A 17,855-nucleotide genomic window follows, 5' to 3' on the forward strand; every position below is an offset into this window, starting at 1 on the left:
CAAAAAAACTCGGTATCAGCCGCCCACACGCTTAACTTTAAATCCCTTTTTTTCTAAGATCGACATGATTCTATCCCTGTAATCGCCTTGGATGATAATTTTATTGTCTTTAAAACTACCGCCAACACTAAGGTTTGTTTTTAATTCCTTTGCTAATTTTTTAAAATCATCGTCAGCACCGGTATAGCCCTCTAAAATAGTTATGGGTTTCCCTTTTCGTTTTTCATATTTACAGATAATGGGATCGTCCTGCATCCAAAGGTCATTCTTGGGCACTACGTTTGGTACGTCTTGCGGAGTGTGCTCTGGAAATAGGTTTTTTAGTTGATCTTTTAAGTCCATTGTTACTTTTTTATCAATCCTAATTCAATCAATCGTTCATGCAAAAACTCCCCCGCGGTAATATCCTCAAATTCTTTAGGATGTTTGGCATCAATACAGTTTTCCAAGCAGTTTAAGGGCATCTCACTTACCGGATGCATAAAAAATGGCACGGAATACCGAGAGCTTCCCCAAAGTTCCCTAGGGGGGTTCACTACTTGGTGAATCGTGGATTTTAGTTTGTTATTTGATAACCGTGATAACATATCGCCAACATTGATCATCAGCTGATCTGGTCGGGCAATGGCATCTACCCATTCGCCATTATTGTTTTGAACCTGTAAGCCCTTACCGTGCGCACCCATTAATAAGGTGATTAGGTTGATGTCCCCATGAGCTGCGGCGCGTACCGCATTTTTTGGCTCGCTAGTGATAGGCGGATAATGAATAGGTCGTAATATGGAATTTCCGTTGGTAATGTAGTCGTCAAAATAGGTTTCTTCCAGTTCTAAATGCAGCGCAAGTGCCCTAAGGACATACCTAGCGGTTTTCTCCAACATTTTATATGTCTGCTTGCCTACTTCGTTAAATTTAGGCAACTCGGAAACGATTACATTATCAGGATATTCTGCAGCTAGCTTTGGGTCATCGGTTACGTACTGCCCAAAATGCCAAAATTCTTTTAAATCACCTTCCGTTCTGCCTTTTGCATGCTCTTTGCCAAATGAGGTATAGCCCCGTTGGCCGCCAATACCTGCTATTTCATAACTATCCTTTACAGCCTCTGGAAGTTGAAAGAATTTTTTTATTTCGTCGTACAGATCCTCGACCAGTTGATCTGACAAAAAATGGCCACTCAACGCTACAAAACCTATATCCTCAAAGGCTGTTCCTATTTCCTTTATAAACCGTTGTTTTCGTTCTGGGTCTCCTGAAATAAAATCCGATAAATCTACACTTGGTACTAGACTCATGCTTTTAATTTAAGTATTTACGTAAAATTACAAATTATTGCTCAAGTACAACAGTGTTATAATAAGTAGCCATCTCCTGTTTTTTGTTACATTTATATCAAATTTATAAATACACGGCCAAACGTATGGATTACACGCAGTTTAAGGTAGCAAAGGATATCCAATTAGCCCTTTACCGGGACTTATTGCGTCCTAGGATGATAGAAGAAAAGATGCTGATTCTTTTGCGTCAAGGGCGTATTTCCAAATGGTTTAGTGGTATTGGTCAAGAGGCCATATCGGTAGGCGTTGCCAATGCATTACGGGATGATGAGTACATCTTGCCCATGCATAGAAACCTAGGTGTTTTTACCACCCGTAATATTCCGCTACATAGATTGTTTGCGCAATGGCAGGGTAAACCCAGTGGATTTACCAATGGTAGGGATCGCAGTTTTCATTTTGGGACACAAGCGTTTAAAATTATCGGCATGATTTCGCATTTAGGTCCGCAGCTTGGTGTAGCAGATGGTATTGCCTTGGCGCACAAATTGCGAAAGGAAAAGCAGGTTACGGCAGTGTTTACGGGAGAAGGAGCTACCAGTGAGGGAGATTTTCACGAAGCGTTGAATGTAGCCGCTGTTTGGGATTTGCCCGTACTTTTTTGTGTTGAAAACAATGGTTATGGACTGTCAACCCCAACCAATGAGCAGTTTAGTTGTACCCATATAGCCGATAAGGGCATTGGCTACGGGATGGAATCGCACAGTATTGATGGTAATAATATTTTAGAGGTGTATTCTAAGGTAAGTGCGCTTTGTATCGATATTAGGAACAATCCCAGACCTGTATTGTTGGAGTTCAAAACCTTTCGAATGCGTGGCCATGAGGAAGCCAGTGGCACGAAGTACGTACCACAAGAAATGATGGATACCTGGGCGGCCAAAGACCCGTTGGAAAATTTTGAGGGACATCTTCTTTCTACGGGAGCTTTAGCCAAAGCGGAGCGGGATGCTCTAAAGCAGGAAATAAGCACCGAAATAGAGGATAACCTGAAACTAGCTTTTGATGAAGAGGCAGTTGTATTTAATGAAAGTAAAGAATTAGATGAGGTTTATAAAAAATTTGACTATAAGGAAGTTACACCTTCCATACATAAGAAAAATATTCGACTGGTCGACGCTATTTCAGATGGATTGCGTGGGGCAATGGAACGGTATGACAATCTTGTTATTATGGGACAGGATGTGGCGGAATATGGTGGTGTTTTTAAAATTACCGATGGATTCGTGGCCGCTTTTGGCAAGGAACGCGTTCGTAATACGCCTATCTGCGAATCGGCCATTGTGTCCGCCGCGATGGGATTGTCTATTAATGGGATGAAGGCGGTTATGGAAATGCAGTTTGCCGATTTTGCTTCAAGTGGTTTTAATCCCATTGTGAATTATTTGGCCAAAAGTCATTACCGTTGGGGAGAACATGCCGATGTAGTCATTCGGATGCCTTGCGGAGGTGGTGTGGCCGCAGGACCTTTCCATTCCCAGACAAACGAAGCTTGGTTTACGAAAACCCCTGGACTTAAAGTCGCTTATCCTGCTTTTCCCGCAGATGCCAAAGGACTTCTCGCTACCGCAATCGATGACCCCAATCCTGTATTGTTCTTCGAACATAAGGGATTATACAGAAGTATATATGAGGATGTGCCAACAAATAATTACACCATCCCTTTTGGTGAGGCCAATGTGCTTAAAAACGGAAATGCAATAACCATTGTAAGTTATGGGGCAGGAGTGCATTGGGCTTTAGAGGCATTGTCCATTCATACGACTATTGATGCAGACCTTATAGACCTGAGGACCTTGCAGCCTTTAGATATGGAGAGTATCTACACCTCGGTACGGAAGACAGGAAAATTGATCGTCCTGCAAGAGGACAGTCTTTTTGGAGGAATTGCCAGTGACATCGCCGCAAGTGTTATGGAAAATTGTTTTGAAAGCCTTGATGCCCCTGTGAGGCGGGTTGGAAGCCTCGAAACTCCAATTCCGTTTAATGCAGAGTTGGAACGAAACTACCTCGCTAAATCCAGATTTGAAAAAGAACTACTGGCATTAGTCGCCTATTAAAGCTATTGGGCTACGTTTCATCTTAATTGAGCTAAGCCCATCTTTGGTCAATGCCTTCCTTTGTACGGTGTCATTGTTAATTAATATTCTAAAATGGCACATCCAATACCTTATGTATTCCGTATATACGGCTAACAACAAATCTATTTAGTTTATGAAAAAATTAATTTTGTTCATTAGCGCTTTCGCAATTACCTTTTCCTCATGCTCCGTCTCCAAAGATGCGCGGGCGAAACGTAACTTGCTTAGCGGCTCATGGATATTGAACGATGTTTCCTTTGCCAATAACACCGGGAATTTTAAGGCGATACTGTTTAATGATGTTGAAGATATTTGTTTAGAAGGGAGCGATTGGTTTTTTCGTGATAATAACAGCACGGGGAGATACACGATTTCACCTTCAACACTTTGTAATGGTGGAGACCGATTTATTCGTTGGTCCGTAGTAGAACGTGGGGACAATACCAGCAGTCAACTTCAGTTTAAGTTTATAGATGAGAAATTAAAAGATATCTCTGGAGGAGTCGGCTATCGATTGACCATTGAAAACTTAACGGAACAAGCGATGAGACTATCTTCTAATGTTATGGTAGACGGTTCATCTGTCTCGGTTGTGTACGAATTCAGTAAAAAATAATATACCTACTTAAAATAGAAAAAATGAAAACAAGAATGATTAGAAGTTCGGCTTACGTTATGGCTTTTGCAATGATTATGAGCTGTAGTACCATTAAAAATGCAAATAAAACCCAGAAAGGTGCTGGGATAGGTGCCGCGGGAGGTGCTGTTATCGGTGGTGTTATCGGGAATAATGTAGGCAGTGGGAATAATACGGTGTTAGGGGCTATCCTAGGAGCGGCAATTGGCGGTGCAGCCGGAGGCTATATTGGTAATCGGATGGACAGACAAGCAGAACGCATTGAAGAGGAAATACCCGGAGCGGAAGTGAAAAGGGTAGGAGAAGGTATAAACGTGACCTTTACCCAAGATGCAGGTGTCTTTTTTGACACAAATAAGGCGAATGTTAAAGGAGCTTCAGCTGCGACATTGGAGAAGCTAGCTGCTATTTTTAAGGAATATCCAGACTCGAACATTTTGGTAGAGGGCCACACCGATAGTAGTGGGGCAGAGGACTACAATATGAACCTGTCCAAACAACGAGCGGAATCGGTCGTTGCTTTTCTTCAAACTAAAGGTATCGCTGCCGATAGATTTACCACCAAGTGGTACGGCGAAGCACAACCTATTGGAGATAATACCACCACGGAGGGTAAAACCAAGAACAGAAGAGTTGAGCTTGCCATTGTTGCAAGTCCGGAACTAAAACAAAAGGCAATACAGGAAGCGGGCAACTAAAATTTCTTTGCTATCCTAAATTAAAATCCCTGTGAACGCAGGGATTTTTTTATGTAAAGACGTAACTTAGACTACTTGAAAAAGAAAGATGTGATTATTGTAGGTGGTGGACTCGCTGGGCTAACGGCAGCCATTGCTTTATCGGGGTTCGGACACAGCGTATTGCTTTTTGAAACCAACGCATATCCGCATCATAAGGTATGCGGTGAATACGTGTCAAATGAAGTAATACCCTATTTAGAACGCTTAGGTATAGACCTTGAGGTTGCGGGAGGAGTTGCCATTACAGATTTTGAAATTAGTTCCACAAAAGGGAATAAGGTAGCTACGACACTTGCTCTTGGCGGTACAGGAATCAGCAGGTTCTTATTTGACGATCTCCTATATAAAAAAGCGAAATCACAAGGGGTGCATTTCAACTTCACCAAAGTAACGGATATTACTTTTGCAGCAAATGCCTTTAGCGTAAAGAGCGAGGGCCAAACCTATACTGCAAAAATCGTATTGGGCGCTTATGGCAAGCGGTCTAGTTTGGACAAAACCTTAAACCGGGATTTTAGCTTCAAAAAACAGGATTGGTTGGCCGTAAAAGCTCATTATAAAAATGACAGCTTTGCGGAGAATCTGGTTGCCCTGCATAATTTTGAAGGCGGTTATGGGGGTCTTTCAAAAACAGAGACCGGCGCAGTCAACTTTTGTTATCTGGCGCATTACAGTAATTTTAAAGCGTATACCGATATTGATGGCTTTAATAAGGGGGTAGTTTCTAAAAATCCCCATTTAAGGGATTTCCTAGCACAATCGGAGCTTATCTTTGATAAACCTTTGGCGATTGCCCAAATAGCTTTTGACAAAAAAGCACCTGTTGTACATCATATTCTCATGTGCGGAGATACCGCCGGACTCATCCATCCACTGTGTGGCAATGGGATGGCCATGGCGATACATAGCGCAAAATTGGTATCGGAATCTGTGCAGACTTTTTTTAGCGATGCTACGTATGATAGACATCGGCTTGAAAAGGAGTATACCAGAAATTGGAATGCTGTTTTTAAGAATCGGTTATGGTTTGGAAGAAGATTGCAAGGCCTGCTTTTGGATGATCGATGGATGAATACAGGACTAGCAATAGCCGGTCGCTCGGAAAGTATCTTGAATTATGTAATTTCAAAAACCCATGGGAAACCTATCCTATAATGATTGATTGGACACAAAGAAGCGAAAAGGTAGAGCTCATGGATAACTTTACCGGGCCCATACAAGAGTTAGCGATGGTGCTCAATGACATCACTCGGGTAAATCGTATCTTGGGAGGAGATAAAATTACGGTAGACGCTGTATTTAAATTGATTTCAGCGTTTCCAAAAAAATCGTATACGATTTTAGACATGGGTTGTGCCGATGGAAATATGCTAAGAAACATAGCAAAGGAAGCTAGAAAAAGAAATATAAAAGTAATATTGATTGGTGTGGACTTAAACACGGAAGCTTTGGTTCTCGCTAGGAAAGCTTCACAGGATTTTCCAGAAATTAGCTATAAGGCAAAAGATATTTTAGAGGCAGACTTTTCAGATTTCAAATGTGATATAGTAACAACCACTTTAACCTTGCATCATTTCAAGGATGAGGGGATATTAAAGTTTCTTCATCAGTTTGAACGGCTCTGCACTATTGGAATCGTAATTAATGACCTGGAAAGAAACAAACTGGCCTACTTGCTATTCAAAGCCTTTAGCCTTATGTTTCTCCGTACCAAAATAGCAAGAATAGATGGGTTGATATCTATTACCAGAAGTTTTACCAAATCGGAATTAAAAGCATATGCACATAAGTTGCCTGGCCTCACGCATGAAATTTCATGGAAGTGGGCATTTAGATTTATATGGGTTATGCGCAAACAGAGATTAGACACTATATGAATACAACAAAAATTGTAGCCGTTACAAAAGCACTCCCCAAGTATTGTAGGGAGACAAAGGAAATACTTCCTTTTGTGGAGTTTTGGCTTAAAGATCAGGACGAGCGCTTTCAACGCAAAGTCATTAAGATTTTTGAAGGCGCCGCGGTAGATAAACGGTATAGCATCATGAATCCGGAAGAGGTGTTTTCGACAACTTCATTTGAGGATAAAAATACCATCTATGCGAGGGAGTGTAAAAAATTAGGTGCTACGGTGCTCCAAGACGCATTGTTAAAAGCTAAATGGACTCCAGAATCGCTAGACTACATTATAACGGTGAGTTGCACGGGAATAATGATTCCGTCCTTGGATGCCTATCTTATCAACGCCTTAGGTTTGCGACAAGACGTAGTAAGATTGCCCGTAACGGAGATGGGTTGCGCTGCAGGTGTATCCGGACTTATCTATGCCCATAATTTTTTAAAATCCAATCCTGGGAAACGAATAGCCATAGTTGCTGTGGAGAGTCCTACGGCCACCTTTCAATTGAACGATTTTTCAATGGCTAATATGGTTAGTGCCGCAATTTTTGGTGATGGTGCCGCCTGTGTCTTGCTATCATCTGAAGCGACCGCCGAGGGTCCTAAAATAGTGGGGGAGGAGATGTATCATTTTAAGGATACCGCACATTTAATGGGATTTGACCTTACCAATCACGGACTTAAAATGATTTTAGACCCAGCGGTGCCAGAGACCATTGCCGCCCATTTTCAAGATATCGTACACCCCTTTTTGGAACGCTGTGGAAGTGATATCTCTAAGGTAGACCATCTTATATTTCATCCCGGTGGAAAGAAAATAGTACAGACTGTTGAGGCCTTGTTCGGTAGCCTAGGAAAAAATATTGACGATACTAGGGCTGTACTAAAGCTGTATGGCAATATGAGCAGTGCCACGGTACTATACGTGCTGGAGCGCTTTATGGAGAAAACTATTTCAAAAGGGGAACAGGGATTGGTCTTAAGTTTTGGCCCTGGGTTTTCGGCTCAGCGTGTGTTGTTGGAGTGGTAGTTTTGACTTTGGACAGTGGCGGTTTTCAGTTGGTAGTGGCCGTAAAAAGTAATAAGCGACTAGTTTGTTTCTGGGGGAGCGGACCTATTGCGGGGTTTTAAATTTGTAGAAATAGAAAAGTGTAAGTCAACTAAAAACAATGATTACAAAAGAAATTCTGGACTTGGTGCCCTATACCAAACCATTCCTGTTCATAGATGAGCTGCTACACGTGGATAGTTCTGGTGCAGAGGGTGTTTTTACGTTTGATGGGAACTTGGATTTCTTTAAAGGTCACTTTAAGGGAAACCCGATTACCCCGGGTGTACTGCTTACGGAATGCTGTGCACAAATTGGTTTGGTCTGTTTAGGAATATTTTTACTTCAGGCCACAAATGGGAATACGAGGGTCAACATAGGAATGAGTAGTTCTCAAATGGAATTCCTAAAGCCGGTAGTACCAAACGAAACGGTGCGCGTAGTATCCGAAAAAATCTATTTTAGATTCCAGAAATTAAAATGCGATGTGCGTATGTATAATAGCAAAGAAGAATTGGTGTGCAAAGGAACGCTCTCAGGAATGATAATATCGGCTACGAATGAATAGACGTGTGGTCATAACCGGTTTGGGGGTCTGTGCGCCAAATGGTGTAGGCCTAACGGATTTTACCAAATCACTTACGAACGGTACAAGCGGAATTCGGTTTCAATCGGAATTGGAACGACTTAATTTTGGATGCCAAATAGCTGCTAATCCATTAGTTAAGGATAATATACTAAATAAATACTTTACACCCTTACAATTAAGGGGTTTGAACGCATCCGGAATTGTTTATGGGGTCATCGCGGGGACGGACGCTTGGGCGGATGCAGGTTTGGAGCCCAATACCACAACAACCCCATATTGGGATTATGGTGTTCTCTTTGGGACAGGCATTCTCGGTGTAGATAAGTTTCGGGAAGCCATTTTGCTGATTGATGACCAAAATGTAAGGCGCTTAGGCAGTACCAGTGTCCTGCAGACCATGGCAAGCGGTATTAGTGCCTATCTAGGAGGCAACTTAGGATGTGGTAATCAAGTAACGACCAATTCGTCTGCGTGCACCACGGGAACGGAAGGCATACTAATGGGGTATGAGCGAATATCGAGCGGAAAAGCAGAAGTCATGCTCGTAGGAAGCTGTAGTGATAGTGGTCCGTATGTATGGGGCGGTTTTGACGCTATGCGGATACTTCCCAGGGGCTACAATGCCAATCCTACGGAAGCTAGCCGGCCCATGAGTGCGTCTGCCAACGGATTTGTTCCCGGTAGTGGGGCGGGTGCGCTTGTATTGGAATCCTTGGAAAGTGCACAGAAAAGAGGTGCGACTATTTATGCAGAGGTGTTGGGCGGAGAAATCAATAGCGGAGGTCAACGGGGCGAAGGTTCCATGACCGCACCAAACAGTGAGGCTGTGCAACGTTGCATCAGTAATGCAGTGAAAAATGCTGGAATAGCGCCTGGGGATATCGATGTTATTAACGGACATTTAACCGCAACATCAAAAGACAGCCTTGAAGTAGCCAATTGGAGCACCGCCTTACAAAGGAGGAATACCGATTTTCCATATATCAACTCCTTTAAAGGAATGATCGGCCATTGTTTAGCCGCTTCGGGAAGTATTGAATGTGTAGGGGCCATACTCCAGTTTAAAGAGGGAGCGGTGTTTGGGAATGTAAATTGTGAGGATTTGCATCCGGAAATAACCGACATGGTATCGGAGACCAGAATACCACGTAAAACGATTCACTATCGCCCTAAAGTTGTTGCAAAAGCCAGTTTTGGCTTTGGTGATGTAAATGCATGTGTTATTTTTAAGGAATATTCCGAATAGGTGTAGTGGGTCTTGGGGGTATTGAGTCTGTGTCGACTCGCGTAATGGATAGAATTGTGATATTAATTCGTCTCGGTTTCGGCTATTGAAGTAAGAAAAAGATATATGAACAAAGAAGAACGTTATCAAAAACTAAAGGATATTGTTAAGTTGTACTTACCTGAGGATGTGGATGTAGCAGCAATTCAACCCAACAGTAACTTTATATCAGAATTAAATATTAATTCGGCTAATTTAGTAGATATTGTATTGGACGTAGAGGATGCTTTTGACATTCGCCTGGAAAATGAGGATATGGATGAAATGCAGACCGTTGCTAACGCTTTGGATATTATCAATAAAAAGCTTTCTGAAACATAAGGTACAATCCCAGTAATGCACGTTTAAAGGCATATAATGGCCCTTTTTGACATAAGTGTTCAATTGGGGTGTAAGCATGCTATCCAGTTGTAACGAATCTTCTGTTTTTATAGAGTTTCTTTTAATTATGGCCTTATGAAAAACGTATTTCCAGCTTTATTAATCCTATGCACTATGACAGTTGTAAGCGCACAACGTACAGATATTAGTTCTACATTAGAGGTTTTTAATCTCGAAACGAACCAACGAAAGACCATAGTATCGGAAGATGGCCATTTTGAAGCGCCGAACTGGAGTAGGGATGGTCGCTTTTTTATCATCAATCAAAATGGTGGCCTTTATAAAGTGGGTTTGAACGGAATAAAAGAAGCAATTGATACAGGATTGGCAGACAAATGTAATAACGATCACGGAATTTCCCCAGATGGAAACACCCTGGTGCTAAGCCACAGCTTAGAAGATGGCAAAGATGGCTGGCTCACGTCCTGTATCTTTACCGTTCCTATCACTGGCGGGGAACCTGTGCGTATTACTGATCATACGCCTTCTTTTTGGCACGGATGGTCACCGGATGGTGAAACATTGGTATACACGGCCAAACGTGGAGATAATTTTGATATTTATGCCATCCCCGTTGGTGGTGGAAACGAAAGACAACTCACCAATTCAGCAGGACTGGATGACGGACCCGATTATTCTCCCGACGGAAAACACATTTACTACAATGCCATACAATCTGGAACAATGGAAATATGGCGCATGAACGCCGATGGTAGCGATAAAAAACAGCTTACCGATGACCAGTATTCCAATTGGTTTCCCCATCCCTCGCCAGATGGTAAACATATTGTGTTTATCTCTTATTTAGAAGACCAAGGGAGTGCGCATCCTGCAATGAAAAAAGTAGCCTTGAGATTATACGATCTAGGGGATAAAACAATTCGGACACTTTGTTCGTTTACGGGCGGACAGGGAAGTTTAAATGTTCCGTCTTGGTCCCCGGACGGAAAGCGATTCGCATTTGTCAGTTATGCCTATAAAAACGAAAAGTGAAGCGATTTTAGAAGAAGCTTCGTGCCAAACACCTTAGTTATTCCTCGGTTTCCTTTAGCAACAAAGAGGCCAATACTCCGGCGATAAGCGCTATAGAAATAACGGACAGGGAAACCCATTCCGGAAACTTCACATGGTGCGCCAACAGCATTTTAACACCCACAAAGGCCAAAATGACAACGAGGCTATAATTAATGTATCTGAATTTAGCCAACATCCTTGAGATAAGGAAATACATGGACCGTAGACCCAATATGGCTAAAATATTGGAGCTGAACACGATAAAAGGATCCGCTGTAATTGCTAGAATTGCAGGGATACTATCGAGTGCGAAAAGAATGTCTGTAATCTCTATTACGACTAGGGCAACGAATAGGGGAGTAGCTGCCTTCACGCCCATTTTTTCTATAAAAAAGTTATGCCCTTCAATTGCGGTTGTAATGGGATATATTTTTTTTAATTGCTTAAAAACAAAGGAATCTTTGGGGTTAAAGGCGTCTTCATCGCTTTTTAGCATTTTATAGGCCGTAAAGAGCAAGAATACACCGAACACGTATATTATCCAGTCGAATTTCGTTATTAATGCCACGCCAAAAAGTATCATTAGGGCCCTAAATACGATTGCACCTAAAATTCCCCAAAACAGCACCCTATGTTGGTATATTGCCGGAATTTGAAAGGAGGTGAAAATAACTGCGATGACAAAAACGTTATCAACGCTTAGGGAAAGCTCAATTAGATACCCGGTTATATATTTAAGTACCGCATCGTTAGGGGTGAGTCCGGTTGGGTTTTCTGTCAAACCCGATGAAAATAACCAATAGATGACACCACTAAACGCTAGTGCCGTGGTTACCCAAATAGCGGTCCAGATACCTGCTTCTTTTGACTTAATTACATGGTCTTTTTTATGAAAAACACCTAGATCCAAGGCTAAAAAGACTATGACACATGCAATAAAAATAATCCAAACCCACATAAGCTATTCGTTTACGCGTGCGAAGTTAATCATCATTTTTAAAATGGAATACTACAAAAACAAAGATTATTGCAGTAAATGAGCGTCTAAGCCAAACCTAGTGGGTAGAATCAGTATCAGAGAAGGTCAATCGTGTATAAGGCTATTCTAGCTGCAATGTAAAGGTGACTACTACCTTATTGGCATCTCGTCCCTTTTTAAAAATCACAATATCAAAATCACTGGAATATAAAGTTGCATTACCTATTAGGGTGTTTCCATCTTTTTTAAAGGCTATGCCCAAAGGTTTGGAAATGCCTTTGAGCGTTAGCGTCCCCTGTACATCTATATCATCCTCCTTAACCTGTATATTGGTACTACGGAACGTAATTAAGGGATACGTATCTACATCAAAGTACTTTGACCTTCTTAGCGCGTAGTCCCGAATAAAATTACCGGTTTTTATGGTTTCAGCGGCTACCTGACCCTCGATTGTGGAATTCTCCAAATCGTTCCAATCGATAACTGTGGTAGATTTAAAATCGGATACCGTACCGGAGACCTCTTTTTTTATAAATGAAAAAGATATAGCACCGCTTTCTATTCCTGTGGTTTGCGCATTCATGGAAGCTGAAATACAAACAAAAAGAAAGTATAGTGAAAAATACCTTAGCGCTATATAGTGAGAAGCAGTACGCATAAAACGATTAAATAAAATTTTGGGTTACCGTAAAGATAGTTACGGTAACCCAAATTAACATTTTTAATTGCCTTTCAAGGCGCTATTACATAAATTTAGTGCGTTTTCATCTTAGCCTTACGGCGTTGTAGTTGACGATCAAGATCACTAACTGTTGAGGCTATGGAAGCTTCAAAACTTCCAGTACTGGACTCTGCAAAAAGTCTAGGCCCTGGCGCACTTAACCGGATGTTACAAATCATCCCCGTATCGGGAGAAGAGGTATTCTCCGTTTTAAAAAAAACATCTGCCCGGACAACAAAATCGAACTTATCCAATAATTTATCCAGTTTTTCAGCGGCCATAATTTCCAAACGGTTACTGGCCTTTACATCATCATATTCAAAATTAATATTCATACGTCAAATTGTTTAGTAAAAGGTATGAAATTCTAAGGAAATGGCGCATACATTTTAACGTGAATTTTAAGATAAGTTTTTTTTGAATTGTGTTACTGGCTGATACCCCGACTTTTATCACAAAGGAATAAAAAGCAGTGTCCTTCTTTTATACAAGAGTGATATATTTTGTTTTTAAAAGGCTATGCCATATCTTAATCACAAAGGCGATACAGTCCTATGGAATATGAGCGGGTCATCTCCTCGAAATAGAGGGCGAATAAGTCGCTAAACGAAATGCAATAGTGATGGTAACAGTAACGAGAACAGGGGTAGCTGTTTTATATGCGAAACACTAGAGCCGAGAACACAATAAATTGATAATGAACAAGTTAATCCTCTGTATGTTTTGCGCTTTGGGATGTATGGGCACCGTTATGGCGCAAGCACAACTAAAGAAAACCGCACAACAACCAAAGATTGAAGAGGAAGGGCCATTAGTCCTTAAATTTGAGCCTGGTTTGGATGTTACCGCCAACAGAAAGCGTGACCTGTTTAAATTAGAAAGGCGTACAATTGATACCATGCAGGTATCCGACAGGAAAAAACAACGTTTATTGAAGAAATTGTATAATGCTATTTACGATGGCACATTTGACAAAAAACGTACGACCAATACTACATTGGACAATGATGTAAACCCATAATGCTTGTCAAATCCTATTATATTTAATTGACGATATTAAAACACGAAATGAAAACTAAAAACTTAAAAGTCAGAGGGCTAGTTAAGAGCTTGATAACAGGAATGATACTTGTACTTATTTGTGGTATGTTTCTACAATGTGGTAGTGCTGTTAAACTGCAACAGAATGCGGAAACCCGATCAGCATTCATTAGCTTTATGGATGAAAAATCATTTGAATTCAGGGCAGATACGGCATACCCCATGATAACCCAGGCCTTTACTTCGGTGGCCAACTCCGGACTTTTACCACCCGGAAGTACTGCAGGGGCAATTCAAATTATTGATGTTGCCAATTACGTTAAAGTGTATGGCGATAGTGTGTCAGGGGTCTTGCCTTTTTATGGCGAACGGCAGTTTGGAGGAGGCCCCATGTCTCAATCAGGTATCGAGTTTAAGGGGGTGCCCGACACCTATACTCAAGCCTATAATGAAGACAAAGGACAGTATAACATCACTTTTGAGATATCTAGCGAAACAGGAAGGCACAGAGTCACTATGATGATATTTCCAAGCAAAACCGCTACCGTTTTGGTCACCGGAAACCAACGGAATTCCATTCGGTTCAAGGGAAAGATTATGCCTATCCAAACCGAGGCCACGCAATAAGCATTTCCTAGTTACCTTGGATATCAATCCCTATACCCAAATTTCAAAAAACCACTTTTCACGTCAAAATAAAGGGATTATCCCTTTATTTTCGTTAAATAAAGCTTAAAAAACTGAGCTTTCACGCTCGTATTCGTTATTCCCTGTTAAGATGGATACCTTTGCCCTTCGTTAAAGTAAACTATAAGAAATTAACAATATGAGTAAAGTAAAAGAAGGAGACGTAGTATTGGTACATTATACAGGTAAACTTGGTGACGGACAGGTATTCGACAGTTCGTTACAACGCGAGCCATTGGAAGTAAAACTAGGAGAAGGAAGTTTGATTCCGGGTTTTGAAAAAGGACTTTTGGATATGGCACCTAAGGATAAAAAGACCATTGTTATTGATAAGAAAGAGGCGTATGGCGAGAAGCAGGAAGAGCTTTTCCAAACCGTTCCTAAAGAGCATTTACCGCAAGAGATTACTCCGGAAGTAGATATGGCGCTTGTGGCTTCAAACGAAGATGGCTCTGAAAGACAATTGCGCATCGCAGAAGTAAACGAAAATGATATTGTCGTAGACGCAAATCATCCGCTGGCTGGTCATGATCTTACCTTTGAGTTGGAGCTGGTAGCCATAAAATAAGGTCAAACGAACATTTTAAACTATAACCGCCTGAATCTAGGCGGTTTTTTTATGGGCAATGGTTTGGAAAGTGAATACAACGCTTGAATAATCAAAGTAAGACGCACATGCCGGATAAAAGGGCAAAATTAGGTTCCATTACAATACTGAAGTCCTTGATACAATTTTGTACTTTTATCCACAAAGGCAAATGAATTGGGAATACTACCGTTGTACATAAGTGTTCCTTGGTAAATGAAACGGAATTAGGTTTCATGGACCAGAATAAAGGAACAAAACGGATTCATAACCCTCTATATACCAAACAGTATAAAATAAAAATGTAAGAAATGACCACCATAGATTTAAAGGACCAAAAGATACTGCTTACAGGCGCCTCCGATGGTATTGGTAGGGCAGTGGCCGACTATCTGATGCAGATGGGAGCGAGGGTAGCCGTTCATTATAACAGTAATAAAGGCGCAGCAGATGCCTTGATCGCAAAACATGGAAACGGTTCCAAGGCTTTTCAGGCCGATTTATCGGAAGAAAAAGAGGTAATCCGTTTATTTAAAGATGTGTTGGCCGATTTTGGAAACCTAGATGTAATTATCCTTAACGCAGGTGTGTTCTTAGCGCATCCGATTGACTTGGATACCGAATCGTGGCTCCGTATTTGGAAGCAAACGATGGCCGTGAATCTAGATGCCGTAGGCCTACTCACCAAATTGGGTGTAGATCATTTTGTAGGGCAGGGTGGAGGCCGCTTCGTGTATATTGGAAGTAGGGCCGCTTTTAGGGGCGAAACGCAAGAATACCTGGCCTATGCGGCATCTAAGGGAGGAATCACTTCGTTGGCCCGTAGCGTGGCACGTTCTTTTGGGAAACAAAACATAAAAGCTTTTGTGCTTGCTCCGGGATTTACCCGAACCCGAATGGCCGAGCAATTCATTGAAGCCTATGGGGAAGAAAAAGTGTTGAATGAAATTGCCTTGAACGAACTAACGCGACCCGAAGACCTATCTCCGCTCATTGCCTTGCTGTGTAGTGGGGACATGGACCACGCCACCGGCACTACCATAGATATGAACGCAGGAAGCCACATCAGATAAGCTTATGAATGTAAAGACAACACTATTTGCAGTGCTACTCCTCCTATGTGGTAGTTGTAAAGATGCTCAAAAAGCAAAGCCGATGGAACCCGAAAGTAACAGCGTTGCGATGGAAACCGCAGTCTCATCCACCTATGAAGACCTGGCCGGAAACCCAATAGAACTAGCGGATTATAAAGAAAAAAGAGTACTGGTAAATTATTGGGCAACATGGTGCCGCCCCTGTATCGAGGAAATGCCCGATTTATTGAAGTTGCAAGACATGCTAGCGGAAGAGAACTACGTTTTTTTATTGGCCTCGGACGAGTCCGTCAAAAAAATAGAGAAATTTAAAGAGGCCCGTGGTTTCGATTTTAATTTCATAAAATATAACGGTACCTATGCGGAGTTAGACATCGATGCCTTGCCCGTCACCTTTATTTATAATGAAGCAGGGGAGCAGGTACTACGTTTTGATGGAGCAATGGAATGGAGCACCCCAGAACTGATTGACCAATTAAAGAACCTGGACTAATGCGTTATTTTATAGGTTCAACTATTTTATTTATACTTTTGCTACTAAGCTGTAAACAAGATAGTAAGAAGGATTTACCGAAAGTGAAAGTTTATAAGGTAGAACGAGTGGAATCTCCAGCTGGCCCCTCTAGTTCCTTGCCCCATTTAGTATCGAATCCAGACCTTACCTTGCTCTCGTGGGTAGAGACCAAAGGGGATAGTTTGGCCACTTTCTACTATTCAAAATTGGAAGGCGGTACTTGGCAAGAACCCGAAATGATCATCCAGGGAACCGATTGGTTCGTGAACTGGGCAGATTATCCTATGGTAGCCGAAAACATGGGGAACTACTGGTCCCATGTGCTAAAAAAGTCGACCGAAGGCACCTATTCCTATGATGTAAAGATGAACCTGAAACCAAGGGAAGGTACAGGTTGGGAAACGAATCTGGACTTGCATACCGATGGTACGCCAACAGAACATGGTTTTGTAACGGTCTTGCCGTATCAAGATTCCTTTTTTGTGACCTGGTTGGATGGTCGTAATACCAAAGAAAATGAAGCAGGGGAGCGGGGAGCCATGACGGTAAGGGCAGCGGAAGTGGCTGCAGATGGTACGGTATCCAATGAGCAGGAATTGGATGTGGGCACCTGTGATTGTTGCCAGACCACCGCTGCGATAACCGATAATGGTCCGGTTGTGTTGTACAGAGATCGCTCAGAGGACGAAGTACGGGATATTAGTATTGTACGGCAGGTCAACGGGGAATGGACAGCCCCTAAAACCATACATGCAGATGGGTGGCAAATAAAGGGATGTCCGGTAAACGGACCAAAAGTAGCAGCTTTCGGGAATACTTTGGTTGCGGCATGGTTCACGGCGGCACAGGATACCGCAAAGGTAAAGTTGGCATTTTCTACCAATGGTGGTGAACAGTTTCAGGAACCCATCGTTATCGCAGAAGGAAATACCATTGGACGGGTAGATGTCGTATGGGCCGATGACAACACCGCCGTAGTCAGTTGGCTAGAATCCGAAGGAAAATTAGCGCGTTTCCAAATGGCCAAAGTAAGCATGAGTGGAACACTGTCCGAAACAGTTACCATAGCGGAACTGAACGGTTCGCGACAGTCTGGCTTCCCTCAACTAGAAAAGGTAGGTGATACGTTGTATTTGGCATGGACGGAAGTCGACCAGAAAGAAACCAGGATACGCACCGCCAGAGTTCCTTTAGCAGCGTTTTAGATTAAAAATAACTATTC

At 42.0% G+C, this 17,855-nt stretch carries 21 protein-coding genes; 16 read left to right on the plus strand and 5 right to left on the minus strand.

All coding sequences use genetic code 11. The annotated features are described in order from the left end of the window. Positions 1 to 15: 15 nt before the first annotated feature. Together MS6x_RS19010 and MS6x_RS19015 are read right to left on the minus strand one after the other, a co-directional pair. The gene (locus tag MS6x_RS19010; protein ID WP_482604357.1) at positions 16 to 342 is read right to left on the minus strand and encodes a translation initiation factor; all 327 of its coding nucleotides are present in this window, start codon (positions 340 to 342) and stop codon (positions 16 to 18) included. 2 nt (positions 343 to 344) lie between these two features. After that, positions 345 to 1,295: an isopenicillin N synthase family dioxygenase gene (locus MS6x_RS19015; RefSeq protein ID WP_482604358.1), complete on the minus strand. Its 951-nt coding sequence runs from the start codon at positions 1,293 to 1,295 to the stop codon at positions 345 to 347. A gap of 125 nt (positions 1,296 to 1,420) precedes the next feature. On the opposite strand from MS6x_RS19015, the gene MS6x_RS19020 reads away from it, so the two are divergent. From MS6x_RS19020 to MS6x_RS19065, 10 genes are all read left to right on the plus strand, one after another. Continuing rightward, on the plus strand, positions 1,421 to 3,397 hold the full coding sequence (locus MS6x_RS19020) for an alpha-ketoacid dehydrogenase subunit alpha/beta (protein ID WP_482604359.1): 1,977 nt from the start codon (positions 1,421 to 1,423) through the stop codon (positions 3,395 to 3,397). Positions 3,398 to 3,551: 154 nt separating this feature from the next. Further along, positions 3,552 to 4,034 carry a lipocalin-like domain-containing protein gene (locus tag MS6x_RS19025; protein ID WP_482604361.1) on the plus strand — a complete coding sequence of 161 codons (483 nt, stop codon included), beginning with the start codon at positions 3,552 to 3,554 and terminating at the stop codon, positions 4,032 to 4,034. A gap of 23 nt (positions 4,035 to 4,057) precedes the next feature. Continuing rightward, positions 4,058 to 4,753 (plus strand): YiaD family glycine zipper/OmpA-like lipoprotein, encoded by a 696-nt coding sequence (locus MS6x_RS19030; RefSeq protein WP_482604363.1) that lies wholly within the window; start codon positions 4,058 to 4,060, stop codon positions 4,751 to 4,753. A 75-nt stretch (positions 4,754 to 4,828) separates the two neighbouring features. Continuing rightward, positions 4,829 to 5,950 carry an NAD(P)/FAD-dependent oxidoreductase gene (locus tag MS6x_RS19035; protein ID WP_482604364.1) on the plus strand — a complete coding sequence of 374 codons (1,122 nt, stop codon included), beginning with the start codon at positions 4,829 to 4,831 and terminating at the stop codon, positions 5,948 to 5,950. Next, complete coding sequence (locus tag MS6x_RS19040) at positions 5,950 to 6,672, plus strand: methyltransferase domain-containing protein (RefSeq protein ID WP_482604366.1); 723 nt, start codon at positions 5,950 to 5,952, stop codon at positions 6,670 to 6,672. The genes MS6x_RS19035 and MS6x_RS19040 overlap by 1 nt, the downstream gene beginning before the upstream one ends. Beyond that, the gene (locus MS6x_RS19045) at positions 6,669 to 7,724 is read left to right on the plus strand and encodes a type III polyketide synthase (protein ID WP_482604368.1); all 1,056 of its coding nucleotides are present in this window, start codon (positions 6,669 to 6,671) and stop codon (positions 7,722 to 7,724) included. The genes MS6x_RS19040 and MS6x_RS19045 overlap by 4 nt, the downstream gene beginning before the upstream one ends. 139 nt (positions 7,725 to 7,863) lie before the next feature. Beyond that, positions 7,864 to 8,310, plus strand: coding sequence for a 3-hydroxyacyl-ACP dehydratase FabZ family protein (locus MS6x_RS19050; protein WP_482604370.1), 447 nt, complete (start codon positions 7,864 to 7,866; stop codon positions 8,308 to 8,310). Then, positions 8,303 to 9,577 (plus strand): beta-ketoacyl-[acyl-carrier-protein] synthase family protein, encoded by a 1,275-nt coding sequence (locus MS6x_RS19055; RefSeq protein ID WP_482604371.1) that lies wholly within the window; start codon positions 8,303 to 8,305, stop codon positions 9,575 to 9,577. The genes MS6x_RS19050 and MS6x_RS19055 overlap by 8 nt, the downstream gene beginning before the upstream one ends. A gap of 105 nt (positions 9,578 to 9,682) precedes the next feature. After that, positions 9,683 to 9,937 (plus strand): acyl carrier protein, encoded by a 255-nt coding sequence (locus MS6x_RS19060; protein WP_482604373.1) that lies wholly within the window; start codon positions 9,683 to 9,685, stop codon positions 9,935 to 9,937. Between the two features lie 135 nt (positions 9,938 to 10,072). Further along, positions 10,073 to 10,990, plus strand: a complete 918-nt coding sequence (locus tag MS6x_RS19065) for a TolB family protein (protein WP_482604375.1) — start codon at positions 10,073 to 10,075, stop codon at positions 10,988 to 10,990. A gap of 37 nt (positions 10,991 to 11,027) precedes the next feature. On the opposite strand, the gene MS6x_RS19070 is transcribed toward MS6x_RS19065, so the two are convergent. The 3 genes from MS6x_RS19070 to MS6x_RS19080 all read right to left on the minus strand — a co-directional run bounded on the left by MS6x_RS19070 (position 11,028) and on the right by MS6x_RS19080 (position 13,046). Then, positions 11,028 to 11,969, minus strand: coding sequence for a TerC family protein (locus tag MS6x_RS19070; protein WP_482604377.1), 942 nt, complete (start codon positions 11,967 to 11,969; stop codon positions 11,028 to 11,030). Positions 11,970 to 12,111: 142 nt separating this feature from the next. Continuing rightward, the gene (locus tag MS6x_RS19075; RefSeq protein ID WP_482604379.1) at positions 12,112 to 12,648 is read right to left on the minus strand and encodes a YceI family protein; all 537 of its coding nucleotides are present in this window, start codon (positions 12,646 to 12,648) and stop codon (positions 12,112 to 12,114) included. A gap of 95 nt (positions 12,649 to 12,743) precedes the next feature. After that, complete coding sequence (locus MS6x_RS19080; protein WP_482604380.1) at positions 12,744 to 13,046, minus strand: HPF/RaiA family ribosome-associated protein; 303 nt, start codon at positions 13,044 to 13,046, stop codon at positions 12,744 to 12,746. A gap of 362 nt (positions 13,047 to 13,408) precedes the next feature. Here MS6x_RS19080 and MS6x_RS19085 point away from each other — a divergent pair, with 362 nt between their 5' ends. The 6 genes from MS6x_RS19085 to MS6x_RS19110 all read left to right on the plus strand — a co-directional run bounded on the left by MS6x_RS19085 (position 13,409) and on the right by MS6x_RS19110 (position 17,838). Then, complete coding sequence (locus tag MS6x_RS19085) at positions 13,409 to 13,732, plus strand: hypothetical protein (protein ID WP_482604382.1); 324 nt, start codon at positions 13,409 to 13,411, stop codon at positions 13,730 to 13,732. A 47-nt stretch (positions 13,733 to 13,779) separates the two neighbouring features. Beyond that, the gene (locus MS6x_RS19090) at positions 13,780 to 14,379 is read left to right on the plus strand and encodes a DUF4251 domain-containing protein (protein WP_482604383.1); all 600 of its coding nucleotides are present in this window, start codon (positions 13,780 to 13,782) and stop codon (positions 14,377 to 14,379) included. A gap of 199 nt (positions 14,380 to 14,578) precedes the next feature. Next, positions 14,579 to 15,007, plus strand: a complete 429-nt coding sequence (locus tag MS6x_RS19095; RefSeq protein WP_482604384.1) for an FKBP-type peptidyl-prolyl cis-trans isomerase — start codon at positions 14,579 to 14,581, stop codon at positions 15,005 to 15,007. Between the two features lie 329 nt (positions 15,008 to 15,336). Next, entirely contained in the window at positions 15,337 to 16,098 is a 762-nt protein-coding gene (locus MS6x_RS19100) for an SDR family NAD(P)-dependent oxidoreductase (RefSeq protein WP_482604386.1), read from the plus strand. Between the two features lie 4 nt (positions 16,099 to 16,102). After that, the gene (locus tag MS6x_RS19105) at positions 16,103 to 16,612 is read left to right on the plus strand and encodes a TlpA family protein disulfide reductase (protein ID WP_482604388.1); all 510 of its coding nucleotides are present in this window, start codon (positions 16,103 to 16,105) and stop codon (positions 16,610 to 16,612) included. An 83-nt stretch (positions 16,613 to 16,695) separates the two neighbouring features. Next, positions 16,696 to 17,838, plus strand: a complete 1,143-nt coding sequence (locus MS6x_RS19110; protein WP_482604390.1) for a hypothetical protein — start codon at positions 16,696 to 16,698, stop codon at positions 17,836 to 17,838. The last annotated feature ends 17 nt before the right edge of the window (positions 17,839 to 17,855 follow it).

It is taken from the genome of Maribacter sp. MS6, assembly GCF_056839185.1.

What these genes read in the sequence shown, in the direction of transcription:
- MS6x_RS19075 (WP_482604379.1), bottom strand. Translation starts at nt 12,648, where the DNA reads ATGCGTACTGCTTCTCACTATATAGCGCTAAGGTATTTTTCACTATAC.
- MS6x_RS19010 (WP_482604357.1), bottom strand. Translation starts at nt 342, where the DNA reads ATGGACTTAAAAGATCAACTAAAAAACCTATTTCCAGAGCACACTCCG.
- MS6x_RS19090 (WP_482604383.1), top strand. Translation starts at nt 13,780, where the DNA reads ATGAAAACTAAAAACTTAAAAGTCAGAGGGCTAGTTAAGAGCTTGATA.
- MS6x_RS19095 (WP_482604384.1), top strand. Translation starts at nt 14,579, where the DNA reads ATGAGTAAAGTAAAAGAAGGAGACGTAGTATTGGTACATTATACAGGT.
- MS6x_RS19020 (WP_482604359.1), top strand. Translation starts at nt 1,421, where the DNA reads ATGGATTACACGCAGTTTAAGGTAGCAAAGGATATCCAATTAGCCCTT.
- MS6x_RS19100 (WP_482604386.1), top strand. Translation starts at nt 15,337, where the DNA reads ATGACCACCATAGATTTAAAGGACCAAAAGATACTGCTTACAGGCGCC.
- MS6x_RS19045 (WP_482604368.1), top strand. Translation starts at nt 6,669, where the DNA reads ATGAATACAACAAAAATTGTAGCCGTTACAAAAGCACTCCCCAAGTAT.
- MS6x_RS19085 (WP_482604382.1), top strand. Translation starts at nt 13,409, where the DNA reads ATGAACAAGTTAATCCTCTGTATGTTTTGCGCTTTGGGATGTATGGGC.
- MS6x_RS19060 (WP_482604373.1), top strand. Translation starts at nt 9,683, where the DNA reads ATGAACAAAGAAGAACGTTATCAAAAACTAAAGGATATTGTTAAGTTG.
- MS6x_RS19070 (WP_482604377.1), bottom strand. Translation starts at nt 11,969, where the DNA reads ATGTGGGTTTGGATTATTTTTATTGCATGTGTCATAGTCTTTTTAGCC.
- MS6x_RS19055 (WP_482604371.1), top strand. Translation starts at nt 8,303, where the DNA reads ATGAATAGACGTGTGGTCATAACCGGTTTGGGGGTCTGTGCGCCAAAT.
- MS6x_RS19050 (WP_482604370.1), top strand. Translation starts at nt 7,864, where the DNA reads ATGATTACAAAAGAAATTCTGGACTTGGTGCCCTATACCAAACCATTC.
- MS6x_RS19080 (WP_482604380.1), bottom strand. Translation starts at nt 13,046, where the DNA reads ATGAATATTAATTTTGAATATGATGATGTAAAGGCCAGTAACCGTTTG.
- MS6x_RS19015 (WP_482604358.1), bottom strand. Translation starts at nt 1,295, where the DNA reads ATGAGTCTAGTACCAAGTGTAGATTTATCGGATTTTATTTCAGGAGAC.
- MS6x_RS19105 (WP_482604388.1), top strand. Translation starts at nt 16,103, where the DNA reads ATGAATGTAAAGACAACACTATTTGCAGTGCTACTCCTCCTATGTGGT.
- MS6x_RS19030 (WP_482604363.1), top strand. Translation starts at nt 4,058, where the DNA reads ATGAAAACAAGAATGATTAGAAGTTCGGCTTACGTTATGGCTTTTGCA.
- MS6x_RS19065 (WP_482604375.1), top strand. Translation starts at nt 10,073, where the DNA reads ATGAAAAACGTATTTCCAGCTTTATTAATCCTATGCACTATGACAGTT.
- MS6x_RS19040 (WP_482604366.1), top strand. Translation starts at nt 5,950, where the DNA reads ATGATTGATTGGACACAAAGAAGCGAAAAGGTAGAGCTCATGGATAAC.
- MS6x_RS19025 (WP_482604361.1), top strand. Translation starts at nt 3,552, where the DNA reads ATGAAAAAATTAATTTTGTTCATTAGCGCTTTCGCAATTACCTTTTCC.